Origin of the sequence: Pseudarthrobacter polychromogenes (assembly GCF_014644495.1) — a bacterium.
Classification (GTDB): domain Bacteria; phylum Actinomycetota; class Actinomycetes; order Actinomycetales; family Micrococcaceae; genus Arthrobacter; species Arthrobacter polychromogenes.
Genome location: NZ_BMKU01000001.1, coordinates 448,070 through 463,408, shown reverse-complemented (window position 1 = coordinate 463,408; position 15,339 = coordinate 448,070). Strand labels below are relative to the sequence as shown.

Below are 15,339 nucleotides of genomic sequence, written 5' to 3'. Positions count from 1 at the left end.
CCTGCCGCTTGGTGGAGCGGGAGGCCGGGCGGCTATATTTGTCAGGAAATGTCATCTGGCGGCGGTGGGCCGCCACAACAAAGGAGTCCCCTTGCCAGTACATAAGGCCGTGGTCAAAGCCTCGGTGGGGCTGCATGCCCGTCCCGCCGCCGTCTTCGTACGGGCTGTTACAGAAACAGGCCTGCCGGTGACCATCGGCAAGGACGGTGCCGGGCCCGTGGACGCACGCTCACTCCTCCAGGTGATGACGGCAGACTTCGAGCACGGCTGCGAGGTGGAGCTGGGCGTCAGCGATGCCGCGCTGGACGGCGCGCAGAGCCGCCAGGCCGCTGAGGAGGCGCTCCGTATACTCAGCGATCTCCTGGAGTCACAGGGCGCCGCCTGAGGCCTGCTGGAGACACTCAAAACAAAGACGTCGGGCCCCGCCTTCCGGTGGGGCCCGACGTCTCTGTTTTATGCTCGGGTGTTGCTAGTGCGCGTGGTCTCCGCGGCTGTACTCGTATACCCAGCCGATCAGCGCTACAACGGCCATGCCTGCGGCGATGTAGACGATCCAGAAGCCTACGGCAAGTCCCAGGAAGCCCGTAGCGCAGGCAAGTCCCAGGAACAGCGGCCACCAGCTCCAGGGGCTAAAGTGCCCCTGCTCGCCGGCACCCTCGTGGATCTCAGCGTCGCTGCGATCCTCAGGACGGAGGCCTACGCGCTTGCCGGTAAACCCGAGGTAGCCACCGATCATGCCGGCGAGGCCGCCCACGAGCAGGATGCCCAGGATGCCGACCCACTCGCCCCAGTTCGTCAGGAAGCCGTACACCAGGGAGATCGGAACGAAGAAGAAAACTCCGGCACCAAAAATCCAGGATTCAATTTTCATTGTCAGTTGTCCCTCTGGTCGGCGTTTCCGAGCGTCTTGGCTGCGGGAGCGGGTGACTCAACGGTGTGGACCTGGCGAAGTTCAGGGTGGTGCAGGTCCAGCGCCGGCCGCTCCGAACGGATCCGGGGCAGCGAGGTGAAGTTGTGCCGCGGCGGCGGGCAGGACGTGGCCCATTCCAGCGAAGCACCGAAGCCCCACGGATCATCCACCTGCACCTTCTCGGCGCTGCGCCAGGTGATGTACACGTTCCAGAAGAACGGGATCAGCGATGCACCCAGGACAAACGAGGCAACCGTGGAGAACTGGTTCATCCAGGTGAAGTTGTCCTCCACCAGGTAGTCGGCGTAGCGGCGCGGCATGCCCTCAACACCCAGCCAGTGCTGGATCAGGAAGGTGCCGTGGAAGCCCAGGAACAGGAGCCAGAAGTGGATCTTGCCAAGGCGCTCGTTCAGCATCTTGCCGGTGAACTTGGGCCACCAGAAGTAGAACCCGGCGAACATCGCAAACACCACGGTCCCGAACACCACGTAGTGGAAGTGTGCCACCACGAAGTAGGAATCGGAGACATGGAAGTCCAGCGGCGGGGAGGCCAGGATGATGCCGGTCAGGCCGCCGAAGAGGAACGTGACCAGGAAGCCGATGCTCCAGAGCATGGGGGTCTCGAAGGTCAGCGAACCGCGCCACATGGTGCCGATCCAGTTGAAGAACTTCACGCCGGTGGGCACCGCGATCAGCATGGTCATGAACGCGAAGAACGGCAGCAGCACCGAGCCGGTGACGTACATGTGGTGGGCCCACACAGTCACTGACAGAGCGGCGATGGCGATGGTGGCGTAGACCAGGCCCTTGTAGCCGAAGATCGGCTTGCGGCTGAACACCGGGAAGATCTCGGACACGATGCCGAAGAACGGCAGGGCGATGATGTACACCTCGGGGTGGCCGAAGAACCAGAACAGGTGCTGCCAGAGGACTGCGCCGCCGTTCTCCGGATCGAAGATGTGGGCACCGAAACGGCGGTCAGCGCCGAGCGCGAACAGGGCTGCGGCCAGCGGCGGGAAGGCCATCAGGACCAGGATGGCCGTGACGAGGATGTTCCAGGTGAAGATGGGCATCCGCCACATGGTCATGCCCGGGGCGCGCATGCAGATAACGGTGGTGATGAAGTTGACCGCACCCAGGATGGTCCCGAAGCCGGACAGTGCCAGGCCGAACACCCAGAGGTCTCCGCCGATGCCGGGGCTGAAGGTGGTGTTGGACAGCGGCGCATAGGCAAACCAGCCGAATGACGCTGCACCCTGGGGCGTGATGAAGCCGGACACCGCGATGGTGGAGCCGAAGAGGAAGAACCAGAAAGCCAGCGCATTGAGCCGCGGGAAGGCAACATCAGGTGCGCCGATCTGCAGCGGCATAATGACATTCGCGAAGCCGGCAAACAGCGGCGTTGCGAACATCAGCAGCATCACGGTGCCGTGCATCGTGAAGAGCTGGTTGTACTGCTCCTTGGTCTGCAGGATCTGCATGCCGGGCTCGAACAGCTCAGCGCGGATGAGCAGGGCCATCACGCCGCCCAGGCAGAAGAACACGAAGGACGAGATCAGGTACATGTACCCAATGGTCTTGTGGTCGGTGGAGGTGATCCAGTTGACGACGATGCGTCCCTTGGACTTCGGAACCACGGGAGCTTGAAGGGCTCCGGTGGGTGCGGATTGAGTGTACGTAGCCACGTCGCTCCCCTTACTTAATTTCGTTCACGTTCGGGTTGCGGTCGTACTCGACGCCGAGGAGACCCGTGTTGCCTGCTTCGCGCAGTTCGTCCATGTGGGCCTGGAATTCGGATTCCGACACCACCTTGACGCGGAACAGCATTTCGGAGTGGTACTCGCCGCAAAGTTCGGCACACTTGCCGTCGTAGGTGCCCTCTTTAGTGGGGGTGAACCTGATGTAGTTGGTCTTGCCCGGGATCATGTCGCGCTTCTGCAGGAAGGCGGGAACCCAGAAGGAGTGGATGACGTCGCGTGCGTTGAGCTCGAGGTCAACGGACCTGTTCACCGGCAGGTACAGCGTGGGGAGCTGTTCCTTGTCGATGGTGTTTCCGGTGAGGTTGGTCTGCACGCCGGCTTCGTAGACGTCTTCTTCGATGACGTCGCCGGCCTTGTAGTTGAAGTCCCATGCCCACTGCTTGCCGCGGACGTCGACAACGACGTCGGCGGGCTCTGAGCGGTTATCGATCGCCTGCTGGTCGCGGTCGGTGAAGTAGAAGAACACCACAACCATGAACAGCGGGATGGTCAGGTAGAAGACTTCCAGTGGGAGGTTGAAACTGGTCTGCCGCGGGAACCCAACGGTGCCCTTGCGGCGGCGGTATGCGACCAGGCACCAGACGATCAGACCCCAGGTAATGATGCCCACAACCAGGGCGGCAATCCATGAGTTGACCCAGAGGTCCATGATGCGGTCGGTGTTGCTGGTGGTGCCACGTTCCGTGGGCAGCCACCCTTTCTCTACCTCTGGCGAACATCCGGTCAAAACCAACGCGCCGGCAATTGCCAAGCTTGTGATCGTTGTGATCGTTTTGCGTCGGCTGCCGGTTCGGTTCTGCGAACTCACAGACGGCCCTTCCTACTTGTTGCTGCTGTCCGGGAAGACTCGGCCGCCCCGGGCACACTAAAAGTTTTACTACTCGGTGTAGAGCTTACCGCTCCGCCGGGCGTTTCGCCCACATGTCGGCGCCGTGCCTCCGTACCGTTATTTTCGGCAGGTGGCCCGGCGCCGGCATCGGGCGAAATAACCGGCTTAGTGGAACGAATCCCCACAGGCGCAGGAGCCGCCGGCGTTGGGGTTGTCGATGGTGAACCCCTGCTTGGAGATGGTGTCCTCGAAGTCAATGGAGGCACCACTGAGGTAGGGAACGCTCATCTTGTCCACAACAACTTCGACGCCGTCGTAGTCCCGGACTGCGTCTCCGTCCAGGAGCCGCTCATCGAAGTACAGCTGGTAGATCAGCCCGGAGCAGCCGCCGGGCTGCACAGCAACCCGGAGGCGCAGGTCCGTACGGCCTTCCTGCTCGAGAAGGCTGCGTACCTTGCCTGCTGCGACGTCGGTCAGCTTGACCTCGTGGACGGGCAGTTCTTCACTGGCCGTGCTGGTGGTACCGGTGCTGTTCTCATTTGTTGCGGTGCTCATGGGCCTACCTTCTTAGGACGGTCTGGCGGCGCCGCGCTGGCGGCGCCTGCCCCTACGGTTTCGGTATGGGCTATAGCTACATGCTACGCGGGGCGGACGTGTAGCTCTAACTCCTGAGGTAACCATGGATGGTCCCCCCTTGTTCCCGGGGAGGCCCCTAATCCGGTCCTGGAGCGCTTCCCGGCAGCCGCCCCTCGGGTGGACCCTAAAGCCCCTGTTCGTTGATCCGGGCGAGGAGCAGCGCCTCGGCAAGGATGGCTTTGCGGAAGTCGCCAAGGTGCAGTGACTCATTGGCGCTGTGAGCCCGGGAGTCAGGATCTTCTACCCCTGTCACGAGGATATGCACGTCCGGGTACAGCTCCGTCAGGTCGGCGATGAAGGGGATGGAACCGCCAATGCCGGTCTCCACTGCCGGCACTCCCCAGGCCTCCCCCAGTGCCCACATCGCCAGCGAGGCCGCCGGCGAGGAGGTGTCCGTGAGGAACGGGTTTCCGCTCTCCCCCGGCGTGAAGGTCACCCGCGCACCGAACTGAGCGTTCGACTCCACATGCCTGCGCACGGCCTCCATCGCTTCTGCGGGAATCTGTCCAGGCGCCAGCCGAAGGCTGAACTTCGCCCGCGCGCGGGGCAGCAGCGTATTCGAGGCAGCGTCCACGGAAGGTGCGTCGAACCCGATGATGGACAGGGCGGGCTTGGTCCAGAGCCGCGAGGTGATACTCCCTGACCCGGCCAGCCGGACGCCGTCGAGCACTGATGCGTCAGCCCGGTAGTCCTCCTCCGGAAGGTCCACGGCGGCCGTGTCCCTTGCCAGCAGTCCTTCGATGGCAACATTCCCTTCGTCATCGTGGAGTGTGGCGATGAGACGGGACAGCAGGGTGGGTGCATCCAGCACGGGCCCGCCGTACATGCCCGAGTGGACGGCGTGCTCGAGGACCTGGACTTCGATGGTCCCGTCCACGAGGCCGCGCAGGCTGGTGGTCAAGGCGGGAATGCCCACTTTCCAGTTGCTCGAATCGGCGACCACGATGACATCGGCGCGGAGCAGTTCACGGTTTTCCTCCAGGAATGACCGGAAGGTGGGTGATCCTGCTTCTTCCTCGCCCTCAAAGAAGAACGTCACGCCGAGGCCAAGCGCGCTGCCGAGCACCTCCGAAACTGCCGCATAGGCGGCAACGTGTGCCATGATCCCGGCTTTGTCATCCGCTGCGCCCCGGCCGTACAGGCGCCCGTCCTTCTCGACGGCGGTGAATGGTTCGGTCTCCCACAGCCCGGGATCCCCAGTGGGCTGGACGTCGTGGTGCGCGTAGAGGAGGATCGTCGGCTTGCCCTCCATGGCGGGCCTGCGGGCGACGACGGCGGGACCTCCCGGAGTGCCGTCCGGTTTGTTGCAGGCAAGGATCTGAACGTTGTCCAGGCCGGCGCCGCGCAGCAGTTCCGCTACGGCTTCAGCACTGCGTTCCAAGGGCCCGCGGTCAAAGCTCGGCCATGCAATGCCAGGGATGGCGACCAGCTCTTTAAGCCGTTCAACAGTAAGGGCGAAGGACCTGTCGATGGCGGCACGGAGGTCCTCCGTCGACTTGTTTCCGGCGAAGCCCGGGAACGGGTGGGCACTGGGATTTTGCGGCGTAGCCGTGGGCGATGACGTCATGGCAAAAACATTACCCGCGTCACATGCCCCGCCGTGGGGCGCGGCGAGGGCCGGGCATCAAATCCGGGGCCCGCCGCAAGGTATTCTGTTCAGGTGTTCGGACGTAAAAAGGAAGCGCCCTCGGCGCAGCAAACAGTAGACCAACAGGCTGCAGAGGCGGCGGCGCGGGCCAACGGATTGAGCGGCAAGGGGGCCCCGACTCCCACCCGAAAGGCACAGGAAGCAGCCCGTAAGCGCCCGCTGGTCCCTGAGGACCGCAAGGCATCGAAAGCTGCCGAGCGCCAGGCCATCCAGGACCAGCGCCTCAAGATGCGCCAGGCGCTGGATACCGGCGACGAAAAATTCCTGCCCTTGCGTGACAAGGGCCCGCAGAAACGCTTCGCCCGTGATTATGTTGACGCGCGCTTCAGCCTGGGCGAATACCTGATGTTCGGCGCCTTGGTGTTCGTCCTGGTGTCGTTGGTGGTCCCGGCATCCAGCGACATGATGATTTACGTCCTGGGCGGGTTTTGGGTAATGTTCCTGGCCGTCTTCGTGGACGTGTTCATCCTGTCCCGCCAGCTCCGCAAGCGGCTGACCGCCAAGTTCGGCGAGGTGGAGCGCGGAACCGTCTGGTACGGCTCCATGCGTTCGCTGCAGTTCCGCAAACTCCGCCTTCCCAAGCCCCAGGTCAAGCGCGGGCAATACCCCGCCTGACCGGCAATGGTCCAGTAAACGCGAAACCCCGGCGGTCGATCCGCCGGGGTTTCGCGTTTAAGAACGTGTGCGCTCAGGGAGCCGCGCTCTATCGGTCAGGACCGGCGCTTCTTCGCCAGTTCGCGGTTGATGCGTGCAGCCCAGAATGGCCCCTCATAAAGGAAAGCCGTGTAGCCCTGGACCAGCGTTGCCCCGGCATCCAGCCTGTCCTGGACATCCTGCGCTGTTTCCACGCCGCCCACCGCCACCAGGGTGAGGGCGTCGCCGGTGACATCCTTCAGCCTGCGCAGCACCTCGAGGGAACGCTGCTTCAGCGGAGCGCCGGAGAGCCCGCCCGCACCGCATTTCTCCACCTGGTCCGCCGGCGAGGCCAAACCGTCCCGGGCGATGGTGGTGTTGGTGGCGATGATGCCGTCCAGCTTGAGATCCAGCGCAAGGCGGGCGACGTCGTCGATATCCTCGTCACTGAGGTCCGGTGCGATCTTTACAAGCAGGGGCACGTGGCGCCCGGCAGCCCGGTCAGCTTCTTCACCCACGGCGGCCAGCAGGGGCCGGAGCGACTCCACATCCTGCAGCAGGCGCAGTCCGGGAGTGTTGGGCGAACTCACGTTGACCACCAGGTAATCGGCGGCAGGCGCAAGGCTGCGGGCACTTACAAGATAGTCACCCACGGCGTCAGCCAGTTCCACTGCTTTGGTCTTGCCGATATTGACACCGATGACAGGGCGCACGTCCGGGTGCCGGCGCTGCAGGGCGGCACGGGCAGCCTTGAGGCGCGGGGCCACAGCGGTTGCGCCGTCGTTGTTGAACCCCATCCGGTTGATGACGGCGCGGTCCTGGACCAGGCGGAAGAGCCGCGGCTTCTCGTTGCCGGGCTGGGCCTGGCCGGTGATGGTACCCACCTCCACGTGGCCGAACCCGAGTTCGGCCAGCGCCTCGATGCCGTGCCCCTCCTTGTCGAATCCGGCAGCAAGCCCGAACGGGGACGGGAACGTTACGCCGAAAGCCGTCGTCTGGAGGGATGGTGCGGGCGCAGCCAGCTTTTCCAGGACCCTTCCCGCGCCGGAACGGTGCGCCAGCCTGATGGCCTTGAACCCGATTTTGTGGGCGCGCTCGGCGTCCATCCATGAAAAGGCAAGCCTGAAGAATGTGGGGTAAACGCGCATGCCTCTAGTTTTCCGCTTTGGAGGGCCCAGACCAAAATGAGCCGGCCGAACTGGGAGCGGATTAACATAAAACCATGGAGTGGCAGCAGGACATCCTGGGCGAGGGCTTCGAGTCGCACGCCTTCCAGGCCATGGGTCCGGACGGCGTGGAACGCACGGCCACCCTTGTCCGCTTCCGTCCTGCCGTGGCTGCGTTGCCTTCCTCCCCCGGACGCCGCCGGGTGGTTCTTTTCCTCCATGGCTGGAGCGACTATTTCTTCAACGTGGACCTTGCCCGCTTCTGGTCAGCGGCCGGTTACCACTTCTACGCACTGGACATGCACAACCATGGCCGGAGCCTGCGGCCGGAAACCCCGGGCGGCTATGTGTCGGACCTTGGGGATTATGACGCCGAAATCGACACGGCATGCCGGCTGATCGCCCAGGACGGGGCAGACCTGTCCCTCACCCTCATGGGGCATTCGACAGGAGGGCTGGTGGCCGTGCTCTGGGCAAACCGGCATCCCGGCAGGGTGTCACGGCTGGTCCTCAACAGTCCTTGGCTGGAAATGCACGGCAGTTCACTGGTACGGCGTGCCACTGCGGGCATGGTGGGACCCGTGGCCCGGTTCCGGCCCGAAGCCGTGCTCCGGCTGCCGGAGCGTGGCTTTTACTGGCGGACCATCAGCAGCTCGGCCGACGGAGAATGGACGCTCGATGACCGCTACCGTCCCCCGATGGCTTTTCCCGTGCGGGCGGGCTGGCTCAGTGCCGTGCTGGCGGGGCATACGCGGGTGGCGCGGGGACTCAAGATCGAGGTCCCCATCCTTGTCCTGCTCTCCAGCGGCAGCGCCAACGGACTCTTCTGGTCCGAGGAGATGCGGCGGACGGATGCCGTCCTCGACGTCAATATCATTGCTGCCCGTGCCCTGACCCTGGGCCGGACCGTCACCGTGGAGCGGATCGACGGCGCCCTGCACGACGTGTTCCTCTCCCCCGCCGCCGTGCGCGCCGACGCCTACGCCAGGCTTGCGCGCTGGCTCCGGGCCTATGGGGACGGTGAACCGGACCCATCCGGCAGCTGGGACAGCGAATGAGCGGCACACAGGTTGACAGGGACACGAACGAGGTTCTGTGGACCGCCGACATCCTGGGACGGCGCTTCGAACAGCGCGTCCTTCCCCTTGCCCCGGATTACGAGGGCGACGTCTGCGCGACGCTCGTCCGTTGCGGCACCACGCGTCCGGGGCCACTACCGACGGCGGCGCAGCAGCCTGCGGTTAACGCGGTGCTGTACGTCCACGGCTGGGCGGACTATTTCTTCCAGGAGGAGCTTGCGGCGTACCTGACCGACGCCGGGTTCCCCTTTTACGCCGTGGACCTGCGCAAGTTCGGCCGCAGCCTGCGGCCCTGGCAGACGCCCGGGTTCACTGATGACCTGGCGGTCTATGACGAGGACCTCGCCGCCGCCCTCGCGGCCATCAGGGAAGACCTCGCCGACCTCCTGGGGCCGGGGGTTGAACCCACCGTCCATGTTCTGGCCCACTCACTGGGCGGGCTCATTACGGCGCTGTGGGCCGACCGGAACCCGACGGCACTGGGTACCCTGATCCTCAACGCGCCATGGCTGGAGCTGCAGGGCAGCAGTATCATCCGCACCCTCGCCATGCACCTGGTGGACCCGCTGTCCAGGGCCGACCCCCGCCGTCCCTTGTGGCTCCCGGAGATGCCCGGCTACTGGCAAAGCGTCAGCAGAGAGGCCCACGGCGAATGGCACTTCGACCCCCGGTGGCGTCCCAGAGCATCATTTCCTATCAGGGCCGGCTGGGCCAAAGCGGTCCTTGCCGGCCATGCCGCGGTGGAGCGCAGGCTGGACATCCTGGCTCCGGCGCTCGTCCTGCTCTCGAACCGTACGCGCATCCAGATCGAGTGGTCCGCCGAAATGATGGAGGCCGACGCCGTGATCGACGTCGAGGAGACAGCCCACCGTGCGCTGCGCCTGGGACGGCGGGTGGCAGTCTTCCGCTATCCCGGCGCCATCCACGACGTCTTCCTTTCCCGCCGCGGCGTACGGGAGGAGGCCTGCCGGGACCTGGCAGCGTGGCTCAGGGCTTACTCCGGCTGAATGGCGCCCCCTGCTTGACCCGCGGGCGCGTCGCCTGCGCAGCCTGGAGCCTAGGAACCCGCGGGCGCGGCCGCGTCCACGGCCCCGCCGTAGCGGCGGTCCCGCTGCGCGTACTCCTCCACTGCGGCCCAGAGCGTCCGCCGGTCGACGTCGGGCCACAGGGTGTCCATAAAGACGAACTCGGCGTAGGCGGACTGCCAGAGGAGGAAGTTGGACAGCCGCTGCTCCCCCGAGCTGCGGAGGAACAGGTCCACGTCCGGCAGGTCCGGCTCGTCGAGGTACTTCTGGATGGTCCGCTCGGTGATGGCACCGGGTTTGAGCCTCCCGGCGGCCACCTCGGCTGCTATGGCCGTGACGGCATCCGTGATTTCTGCCCGGCCGCCGTAATTAACACACATGGTCAACGTGCAGGTGCTGTTGCCCGCCGTGAACTCTTCCGCTTCCTCAAGCTCGCGGATGACGGAACCCCACAGCCGCGGCCGCCGGCCGGACCACCGCACCCGGACTCCCCATTCATCGAGCTGGTTCCGTTGCCGGCGCAGCACATCCTTGTTAAATCCCATCAGGAAACGGACTTCCTCCGGGGACCGCCGCCAGTTCTCCGTGGAGAAGGCATACACGCTGACGTACTCGATGCCCAGCTCGATGGCACCTGCCATCACATCCAGCAGCGCAGGCTCCCCGGCCTTGTGCCCTTCAATCCTCGGCAGGCCGCGCTGGTTGGCCCAGCGGCCATTGCCGTCCATCACAATCGCCACATGGCGGGGAATGAACTCAGCCGGAATGGAGGGCGCAACGGCCCCGGACGGGTGCGGGTACGGGGCAACCACCGGGTGGGTGCGCTTCCGGGACACGGTGTTCTTTTTGCCGAGGGCCACTGTCAGCTACGCTCCACATGTTTGAGGGACTTCAGCACCCGTTCGAGGTGCCATTGCAGGTATGCGGCCACCAGGCCCGCGGCCTCTTTCCGGTGCACGGGAAGGGAACCGTCCGCCGTCGTCCAGTCACCGGTCAGCAGCGCCGCCAGCAGCACCACAGTCTCCGGCGCCGGAGCCGGCGAGCCAGGAGGCCTGCATCCGCTGCAGACCATCCCTCCCAGGGGAGCCGAAAATGCCGTGTGCGGGCCCGGCAGGCCGCACCGGGCGCAGTCCGTGAAGCTGGGCGCCCAGCCTCCGGTGGCCAATGCCCGCAAAAGATAGGAATCGAGGATCAGGCCGGCAGCATGTTCATCCCTGCTGAGGGACGCCAGCGCGCCCACCAGCAGGTTGTACTGCGCTGTCCCCGCCTCGCCGTCCACGTCCGTCAGCTTCTCAGCTGTCTCGGTCATGGCAGCGGCCACCGTGTAACGGCCGTAGTCCGCGGCGATGTTCCCGCCGTAGGCGCCCTTGGCCACGGCCTGGGTCACGATGTCCAGGGTCTTGCCTGACACGAGCTGGAGGTCCGCCACCATAAACGGCTCGAGCCGCGCGCCGAACCGGCTGCTGGTGCGTCGGACTCCCTTGGCCACAGCCCGGACCTGGCCGTGGTGCTTGGTCAGCAGGGTGATGATCCGGTCCGCCTCGCCCAGCTTGTGGGTGCGCAGGACGACGGCGTCGTCCCGGTACGCGCGGGAGGCGAAAGAGTGTTGGGCCACGCCTTCTATCTTCCCATTCTTTGCCGCCACAGCCGTGCCGCGTGCTGCCGTGCCGGCGGAAGCTTCCGGCGGCACGGCAGTGCGATGCTCAGGCCTGGGCGTCCCGGATGGCGCGGTTCACGGCGGAGATGACTGCCTTCAGGGAGGACATGCTGGTGTTGGCATCGATGCCGACGCCCCAGAGCACCCGCTCCCCCACGGCGCATTCGACGTAGGCAGCTGCCATGGCGCTGCCGCCCTCGGAGAGGGCGTGTTCGCTGTAGTCGAGCACGCGGACATCCACTCCGTCTTCCCCCAGGATGCCCAGCAGCGCGGCGATGGGACCGTTGCCGGTGCCCGTACGGCTGACCTGCGCCCCGTCAATGGTGAGGGAGGCGTGCAGCGTCATGCCGCCGTCGTCGTCCGTTTCCGTCTTGACGGCACCCAGGGCATAGCGGCCCCACTGGCCGTCAGTCTTGCCCGAGGGCAGGTACTCGTCCTGGAAAACTTGCCACAGCTGGGCACCGCTGACTTCGCCGCCAACTGTGTCCGTACGCTTCTGGATGACGCCGGAGAATTCGATCTGGGCGCGGCGCGGCAGGTCCAGGCTGTGCTCGTTCTTGAGCAGGTACGCAACGCCGCCCTTGCCGGACTGGGAGTTGACCCGGATCACGGCCTCGTAGCTGCGGCCCAGATCCTTGGGGTCGACGGGCAGGTACGGGACCTGCCAGGTGAAGTCCGCAACGTCCTTGCCTGCGGCAGCTGCGTCCCGTTCGAGGGCTTCGAAGCCCTTCTTGATGGCGTCCTGGTGGGAGCCGGAGAACGCCGTGAACACGAGGTCGCCGCCGTACGGTGAACGCTCGGGGACGGGCAGCTGGTTGCAGTACTCCACGGTCCGGCGGACGTCGTCGATATTGGAAAAGTCGATCATGGGGTCGATGCCCTGGACGAACATGTTCAAGCCCAGCGTGACCAGGTCAACGTTGCCGGTCCGCTCGCCGTTGCCGAACAGGCAGCCTTCTATCCGGTCCGCCCCGGCCATGTAGCCCAGTTCGGCGGCGGCGACGCCGGTTCCTCGGTCGTTGTGGGGGTGCAGGGAGAGGATGATGCCTTCGCGCGGGTGCAGGTGGCGGCTCATCCACTCGATGGAGTCGGCGTAGACGTTGGGCGTTGCCATCTCCACGGTGGCGGGCAGGTTGATGATGACCTGGCGGTCCGCGGAGGCCTCGAAAACATCGGCGACGGCGTTGCATACCCGCACTGCGTACTCCAGTTCGGTCCCGGTGAAGGACTCCGGGGAGTACTCGTAGGTCACGTGCGTGTCCGCGAGGGTTTCCTCGTACTTCTTGCACAGCCGGGCGCCCTGGAGTGCAATGTCCAGGATTCCGTCCTCATCCTGGTTGAAGACCACGCGGCGCTGCAGCACGGACGTGGAGTTGTAGAGGTGGACGATGGCCTGCTTGGCACCCACCAGCGACTCGTACGTGCGCTCGATCAGGTGTTCACGGGCCTGGGTCAGGACCTGGATGGTGACGTCGTCCGGGATGTGGTTGCCCTCGATCAGCTGGCGGACGAAGTCGAAGTCCGTCTGCGAAGCGGAGGGGAATCCGACCTCGATCTCCTTGTAGCCCATCCGGACCAGCAGGTCGAACATCTTCATCTTGCGCGCCGGGCTCATCGGATCGATCAGTGCCTGGTTGCCGTCGCGCAGGTCCACCGCGCACCAGCGGGGGGCCTTGGTAATGACCTTGTCCGGCCAGGTGCGGTCCGGCAGTTCAACCTTGATCTGGTCCTGGAACGGCGTGTAGCGGTGGGCAGGCATTCCTGAGGGCTTCTGTGCGTTTCGCATTACTATCGGGGCCTTTTCTGTGGTTCTACGTTGAAAGGGTGGCCGGGCAACACAAACTCCGCAGCGAGGATGGGCCTTGCGCTAGATCGCTGAGGCCTCGCCGCGGCAGCTAAGAAGAAGGAGCTCTGCACGCACCTTTTGAGAGTAACACGGGTGCGTAAGATGAAAGGGCACTACCGTCAGTAAAGTCCACCATGCAGACGCCGCGCGCTGTTTTTCCTGCCGCCGCTCTCCATAAGAAGGAGTTTCAGTGCCCATTTCGGGGATCGACCTGTCCACCATTGATCACACGGTCCGGCCGCAGGATGACCTTTACCAGCACATCAACGGCGCATGGCTGAAGGCCACCGACATTCCCGATGACCGGCCGCTCGAGGGCACCTTTACCGCCCTCAGGGACGGTTCGGAGATCGCAGTCCGCGACATTATTGAAGAAGCCGCGGCCAAGGGCGCAGCCGCCAGTGGGATTGAACGGAAAATCGGGGACCTCTACACCAGTTTCATGGACGAGGCCGCTGTTGAAGCGAAGGGCCTTGAACCGATCCGCCAGCGTCTTGCAGAGGTATTCGCCACCACCTCCGTGGCGGACCTCGTGTCGTTGGCAGGGCGGCTCTTCCGTGCCGATGTTGGGGGTCTCTTCTACATCTACCCTGCTCCGGATGCGGGCAACCCCGACCGGATTGTCCTGTACACCGGGCAGGGCGGCCTCGGCCTGCCCGACGAGTCCTACTACCGGGACGATAAGTTCGCCCCGATGGTCACCGCGTATGCCGCGCACGTCAACACGATGCTCGGTTTGGCGGGCGTTGCCGATGCGGCTGCAGCCGCCGGGCGTGTGGTTGCCCTGGAGACCAAGCTCGCGTCCCACCACTGGGACAACGTCACCCTTCGGGATCCGCAAAAGACCTACAACCTGAAGACGGCGGACGAGGCATCAGCGCTGTTCCCGCTGCTGGCCACCTGGTTCGAGGCCGCCGGTATAGATGCCGAAAAGCGGCAGGAGATCGTCATGAGCACTCCTCCGTTCTTCGACGGCGCCGCTGCCCTCCTTGAGTCCGAACCGCTGGCCCACTGGCAGGAATGGCTGGCGATGCGGGTGGTGAGTGCAGCAGCACCGTACCTTTCCTCGGCGTTCGTGGACGCCAGCTTCGCCTTCTACGGGACCACCATCAGCGGCACGCCCCGGAACAAGGACCGCTGGAAGCGCGGCGTGGCCGTCGTCGAAGCGGCTTTGGGCGAAGCTGTGGGGCAGATCTACGTGGCCCGGCACTTCCCCGAGACCCACAAGGCCAGGATGCAGGCGCTCGTCGCCAACCTTACAGAGGCGTACCGCCAGAGCATCACCGCAGTTGGCTGGATGGGTGACGCCACCAAGGCCGAGGCCCTCCGGAAGCTGGAGGGCTTCCGGGCGAAGATCGGGTATCCGGACCAGTGGATCGACTACTCCGCCGTAGAGATCGACCCCACTGACCTCCTGGGCAACGTTGAGCGTGCGCACAACGCCGACGTCGACCGGCACCTTGACGAGGTGGGCAAGCCGGTGGACCGCAACAAGTGGCTGATGACCCCGCAGACGGTCAACGCCTACTACCACCCCATGATGAACGAGATTGTGTTCCCGGCCGCGATCCTGCAGCCCCCGTTCTTCACGGCCGACGCCGATGACGCCGTCAACTACGGCGGTATCGGGGCCGTCATCGGGCACGAGATCGGCCATGGTTTTGATGACCAGGGATCCCAGTTCGACGGCGGCGGGGCGCTGCGGAACTGGTGGACGGAAGAGGACCGGCAGGCGTTCGAAAAGCTCACCGCGAAGCTGGTGGCCCAGTACGATGCGCTTTCGCCCTACGCAGCCCCTGGACATACCGTTAACGGGCGCCTCACCCTTGGTGAGAACATTGGCGACCTCGCAGGGCTGGCGATTGCGTACAAGGCGTACCGCATCAGCCTGGACGGGAAGGAACCTGAGGTCCTGGACGGACTGACCGGGGAGCAGCGCTTCTTCGCTTCCTGGGCGGCGGGCTGGCGCCAGGTCATCCGACGCGAGGAGGCCATCCGCCGGCTGGCAACGGACCCGCACTCCCCCAACGAGTTCCGCACCAACGCCATTGCGAAAAACCTGGATGGCTTCCACGACGCCTTTGAGGTCTCCGAACAGGACGGCATGTGGATGCCTCCGGAGGACCGCGTCAGCATCTGGTAAGCGGACA

Annotated in this window: 14 protein-coding genes; 5 read left to right on the top strand and 9 right to left on the bottom strand. The window is 65.0% G+C overall.

The features are described from left to right. The first annotated feature begins 91 nt into the window (after nucleotides 1-91). Nucleotides 92-385 carry an HPr family phosphocarrier protein gene (locus IEX43_RS02320; protein WP_188808883.1) on the top strand — a complete coding sequence of 98 codons (294 nt, stop codon included), beginning with the start codon at nucleotides 92-94 and terminating at the stop codon, nucleotides 383-385. 84 nt (nucleotides 386-469) lie between these two features. Here the strand turns inward: IEX43_RS02320 and IEX43_RS02315 are convergent, their stop codons facing one another. The 5 genes from IEX43_RS02315 to IEX43_RS02295 all read right to left on the bottom strand — a co-directional run bounded on the left by IEX43_RS02315 (nucleotide 470) and on the right by IEX43_RS02295 (nucleotide 5,702). Further along, on the bottom strand, nucleotides 470-871 hold the full coding sequence (locus IEX43_RS02315) for a cytochrome c oxidase subunit 4 (RefSeq protein ID WP_066275919.1): 402 nt from the start codon (nucleotides 869-871) through the stop codon (nucleotides 470-472). 2 nt (nucleotides 872-873) lie between these two features. Continuing rightward, nucleotides 874-2,595: an aa3-type cytochrome oxidase subunit I gene (gene ctaD / locus IEX43_RS02310; RefSeq protein ID WP_188808882.1), complete on the bottom strand. Its 1,722-nt coding sequence runs from the start codon at nucleotides 2,593-2,595 to the stop codon at nucleotides 874-876. 10 nt (nucleotides 2,596-2,605) lie between these two features. Continuing rightward, entirely contained in the window at nucleotides 2,606-3,478 is an 873-nt protein-coding gene (gene ctaC, locus IEX43_RS02305; protein ID WP_188808881.1) for an aa3-type cytochrome oxidase subunit II, read from the bottom strand. Nucleotides 3,479-3,664: 186 nt separating this feature from the next. Beyond that, a complete protein-coding gene (locus IEX43_RS02300; RefSeq protein ID WP_188808880.1) occupies nucleotides 3,665-4,054 on the bottom strand; it encodes a HesB/IscA family protein in 390 nt (129 codons plus the stop codon). Nucleotides 4,055-4,259: 205 nt separating this feature from the next. Beyond that, nucleotides 4,260-5,702 (bottom strand): dipeptidase, encoded by a 1,443-nt coding sequence (locus IEX43_RS02295; RefSeq protein ID WP_188808879.1) that lies wholly within the window; start codon nucleotides 5,700-5,702, stop codon nucleotides 4,260-4,262. A gap of 93 nt (nucleotides 5,703-5,795) precedes the next feature. On the opposite strand from IEX43_RS02295, the gene IEX43_RS02290 reads away from it, so the two are divergent. Continuing rightward, nucleotides 5,796-6,398, top strand: coding sequence for a DUF3043 domain-containing protein (locus IEX43_RS02290; protein ID WP_066275932.1), 603 nt, complete (start codon nucleotides 5,796-5,798; stop codon nucleotides 6,396-6,398). Nucleotides 6,399-6,493: 95 nt separating this feature from the next. Here IEX43_RS02290 and IEX43_RS02285 read toward each other — a convergent pair whose 3' ends face one another. Next, the gene (locus IEX43_RS02285; protein WP_188808878.1) at nucleotides 6,494-7,564 is read right to left on the bottom strand and encodes a quinone-dependent dihydroorotate dehydrogenase; all 1,071 of its coding nucleotides are present in this window, start codon (nucleotides 7,562-7,564) and stop codon (nucleotides 6,494-6,496) included. A gap of 74 nt (nucleotides 7,565-7,638) precedes the next feature. Between IEX43_RS02285 and IEX43_RS02280 the strand changes: the two genes are divergently transcribed. Next, nucleotides 7,639-8,640 (top strand): alpha/beta hydrolase, encoded by a 1,002-nt coding sequence (locus IEX43_RS02280; protein ID WP_188808877.1) that lies wholly within the window; start codon nucleotides 7,639-7,641, stop codon nucleotides 8,638-8,640. Beyond that, nucleotides 8,637-9,668 carry an alpha/beta hydrolase gene (locus IEX43_RS02275; RefSeq protein ID WP_188808876.1) on the top strand — a complete coding sequence of 344 codons (1,032 nt, stop codon included), beginning with the start codon at nucleotides 8,637-8,639 and terminating at the stop codon, nucleotides 9,666-9,668. Before IEX43_RS02280 ends, IEX43_RS02275 begins: the two co-directional genes overlap by 4 nt. Nucleotides 9,669-9,718: 50 nt before the next feature. Here IEX43_RS02275 and IEX43_RS02270 read toward each other — a convergent pair whose 3' ends face one another. From IEX43_RS02270 to leuA, 3 genes are all read right to left on the bottom strand, one after another. After that, nucleotides 9,719-10,546, bottom strand: coding sequence for an isoprenyl transferase (locus IEX43_RS02270; RefSeq protein ID WP_188808875.1), 828 nt, complete (start codon nucleotides 10,544-10,546; stop codon nucleotides 9,719-9,721). A gap of 2 nt (nucleotides 10,547-10,548) precedes the next feature. Next, on the bottom strand, nucleotides 10,549-11,301 hold the full coding sequence (gene recO / locus IEX43_RS02265) for a DNA repair protein RecO (protein WP_066280682.1): 753 nt from the start codon (nucleotides 11,299-11,301) through the stop codon (nucleotides 10,549-10,551). An 88-nt stretch (nucleotides 11,302-11,389) separates the two neighbouring features. Beyond that, nucleotides 11,390-13,129, bottom strand: a complete 1,740-nt coding sequence (leuA, locus tag IEX43_RS02260) for a 2-isopropylmalate synthase (RefSeq protein WP_188808874.1) — start codon at nucleotides 13,127-13,129, stop codon at nucleotides 11,390-11,392. Between the two features lie 250 nt (nucleotides 13,130-13,379). Here leuA and IEX43_RS02255 point away from each other — a divergent pair, with 250 nt between their 5' ends. Next, nucleotides 13,380-15,332 carry a M13 family metallopeptidase gene (locus tag IEX43_RS02255; protein ID WP_188808873.1) on the top strand — a complete coding sequence of 651 codons (1,953 nt, stop codon included), beginning with the start codon at nucleotides 13,380-13,382 and terminating at the stop codon, nucleotides 15,330-15,332. Nucleotides 15,333-15,339 lie beyond the last annotated feature (7 nt).

Coding starts and splice junctions, on each gene's coding strand:
- IEX43_RS02315 (WP_066275919.1), bottom strand. CDS start 871: ATGAAAATTGAATCCTGGATTTTTGGTGCCGGAGTTTTCTTCTTCGTT.
- IEX43_RS02300 (WP_188808880.1), bottom strand. CDS start 4,054: ATGAGCACCGCAACAAATGAGAACAGCACCGGTACCACCAGCACGGCC.
- IEX43_RS02295 (WP_188808879.1), bottom strand. CDS start 5,702: ATGACGTCATCGCCCACGGCTACGCCGCAAAATCCCAGTGCCCACCCG.
- IEX43_RS02285 (WP_188808878.1), bottom strand. CDS start 7,564: ATGCGCGTTTACCCCACATTCTTCAGGCTTGCCTTTTCATGGATGGAC.
- IEX43_RS02280 (WP_188808877.1), top strand. CDS start 7,639: ATGGAGTGGCAGCAGGACATCCTGGGCGAGGGCTTCGAGTCGCACGCC.
- IEX43_RS02275 (WP_188808876.1), top strand. CDS start 8,637: ATGAGCGGCACACAGGTTGACAGGGACACGAACGAGGTTCTGTGGACC.
- leuA (WP_188808874.1), bottom strand. CDS start 13,129: ATGCGAAACGCACAGAAGCCCTCAGGAATGCCTGCCCACCGCTACACG.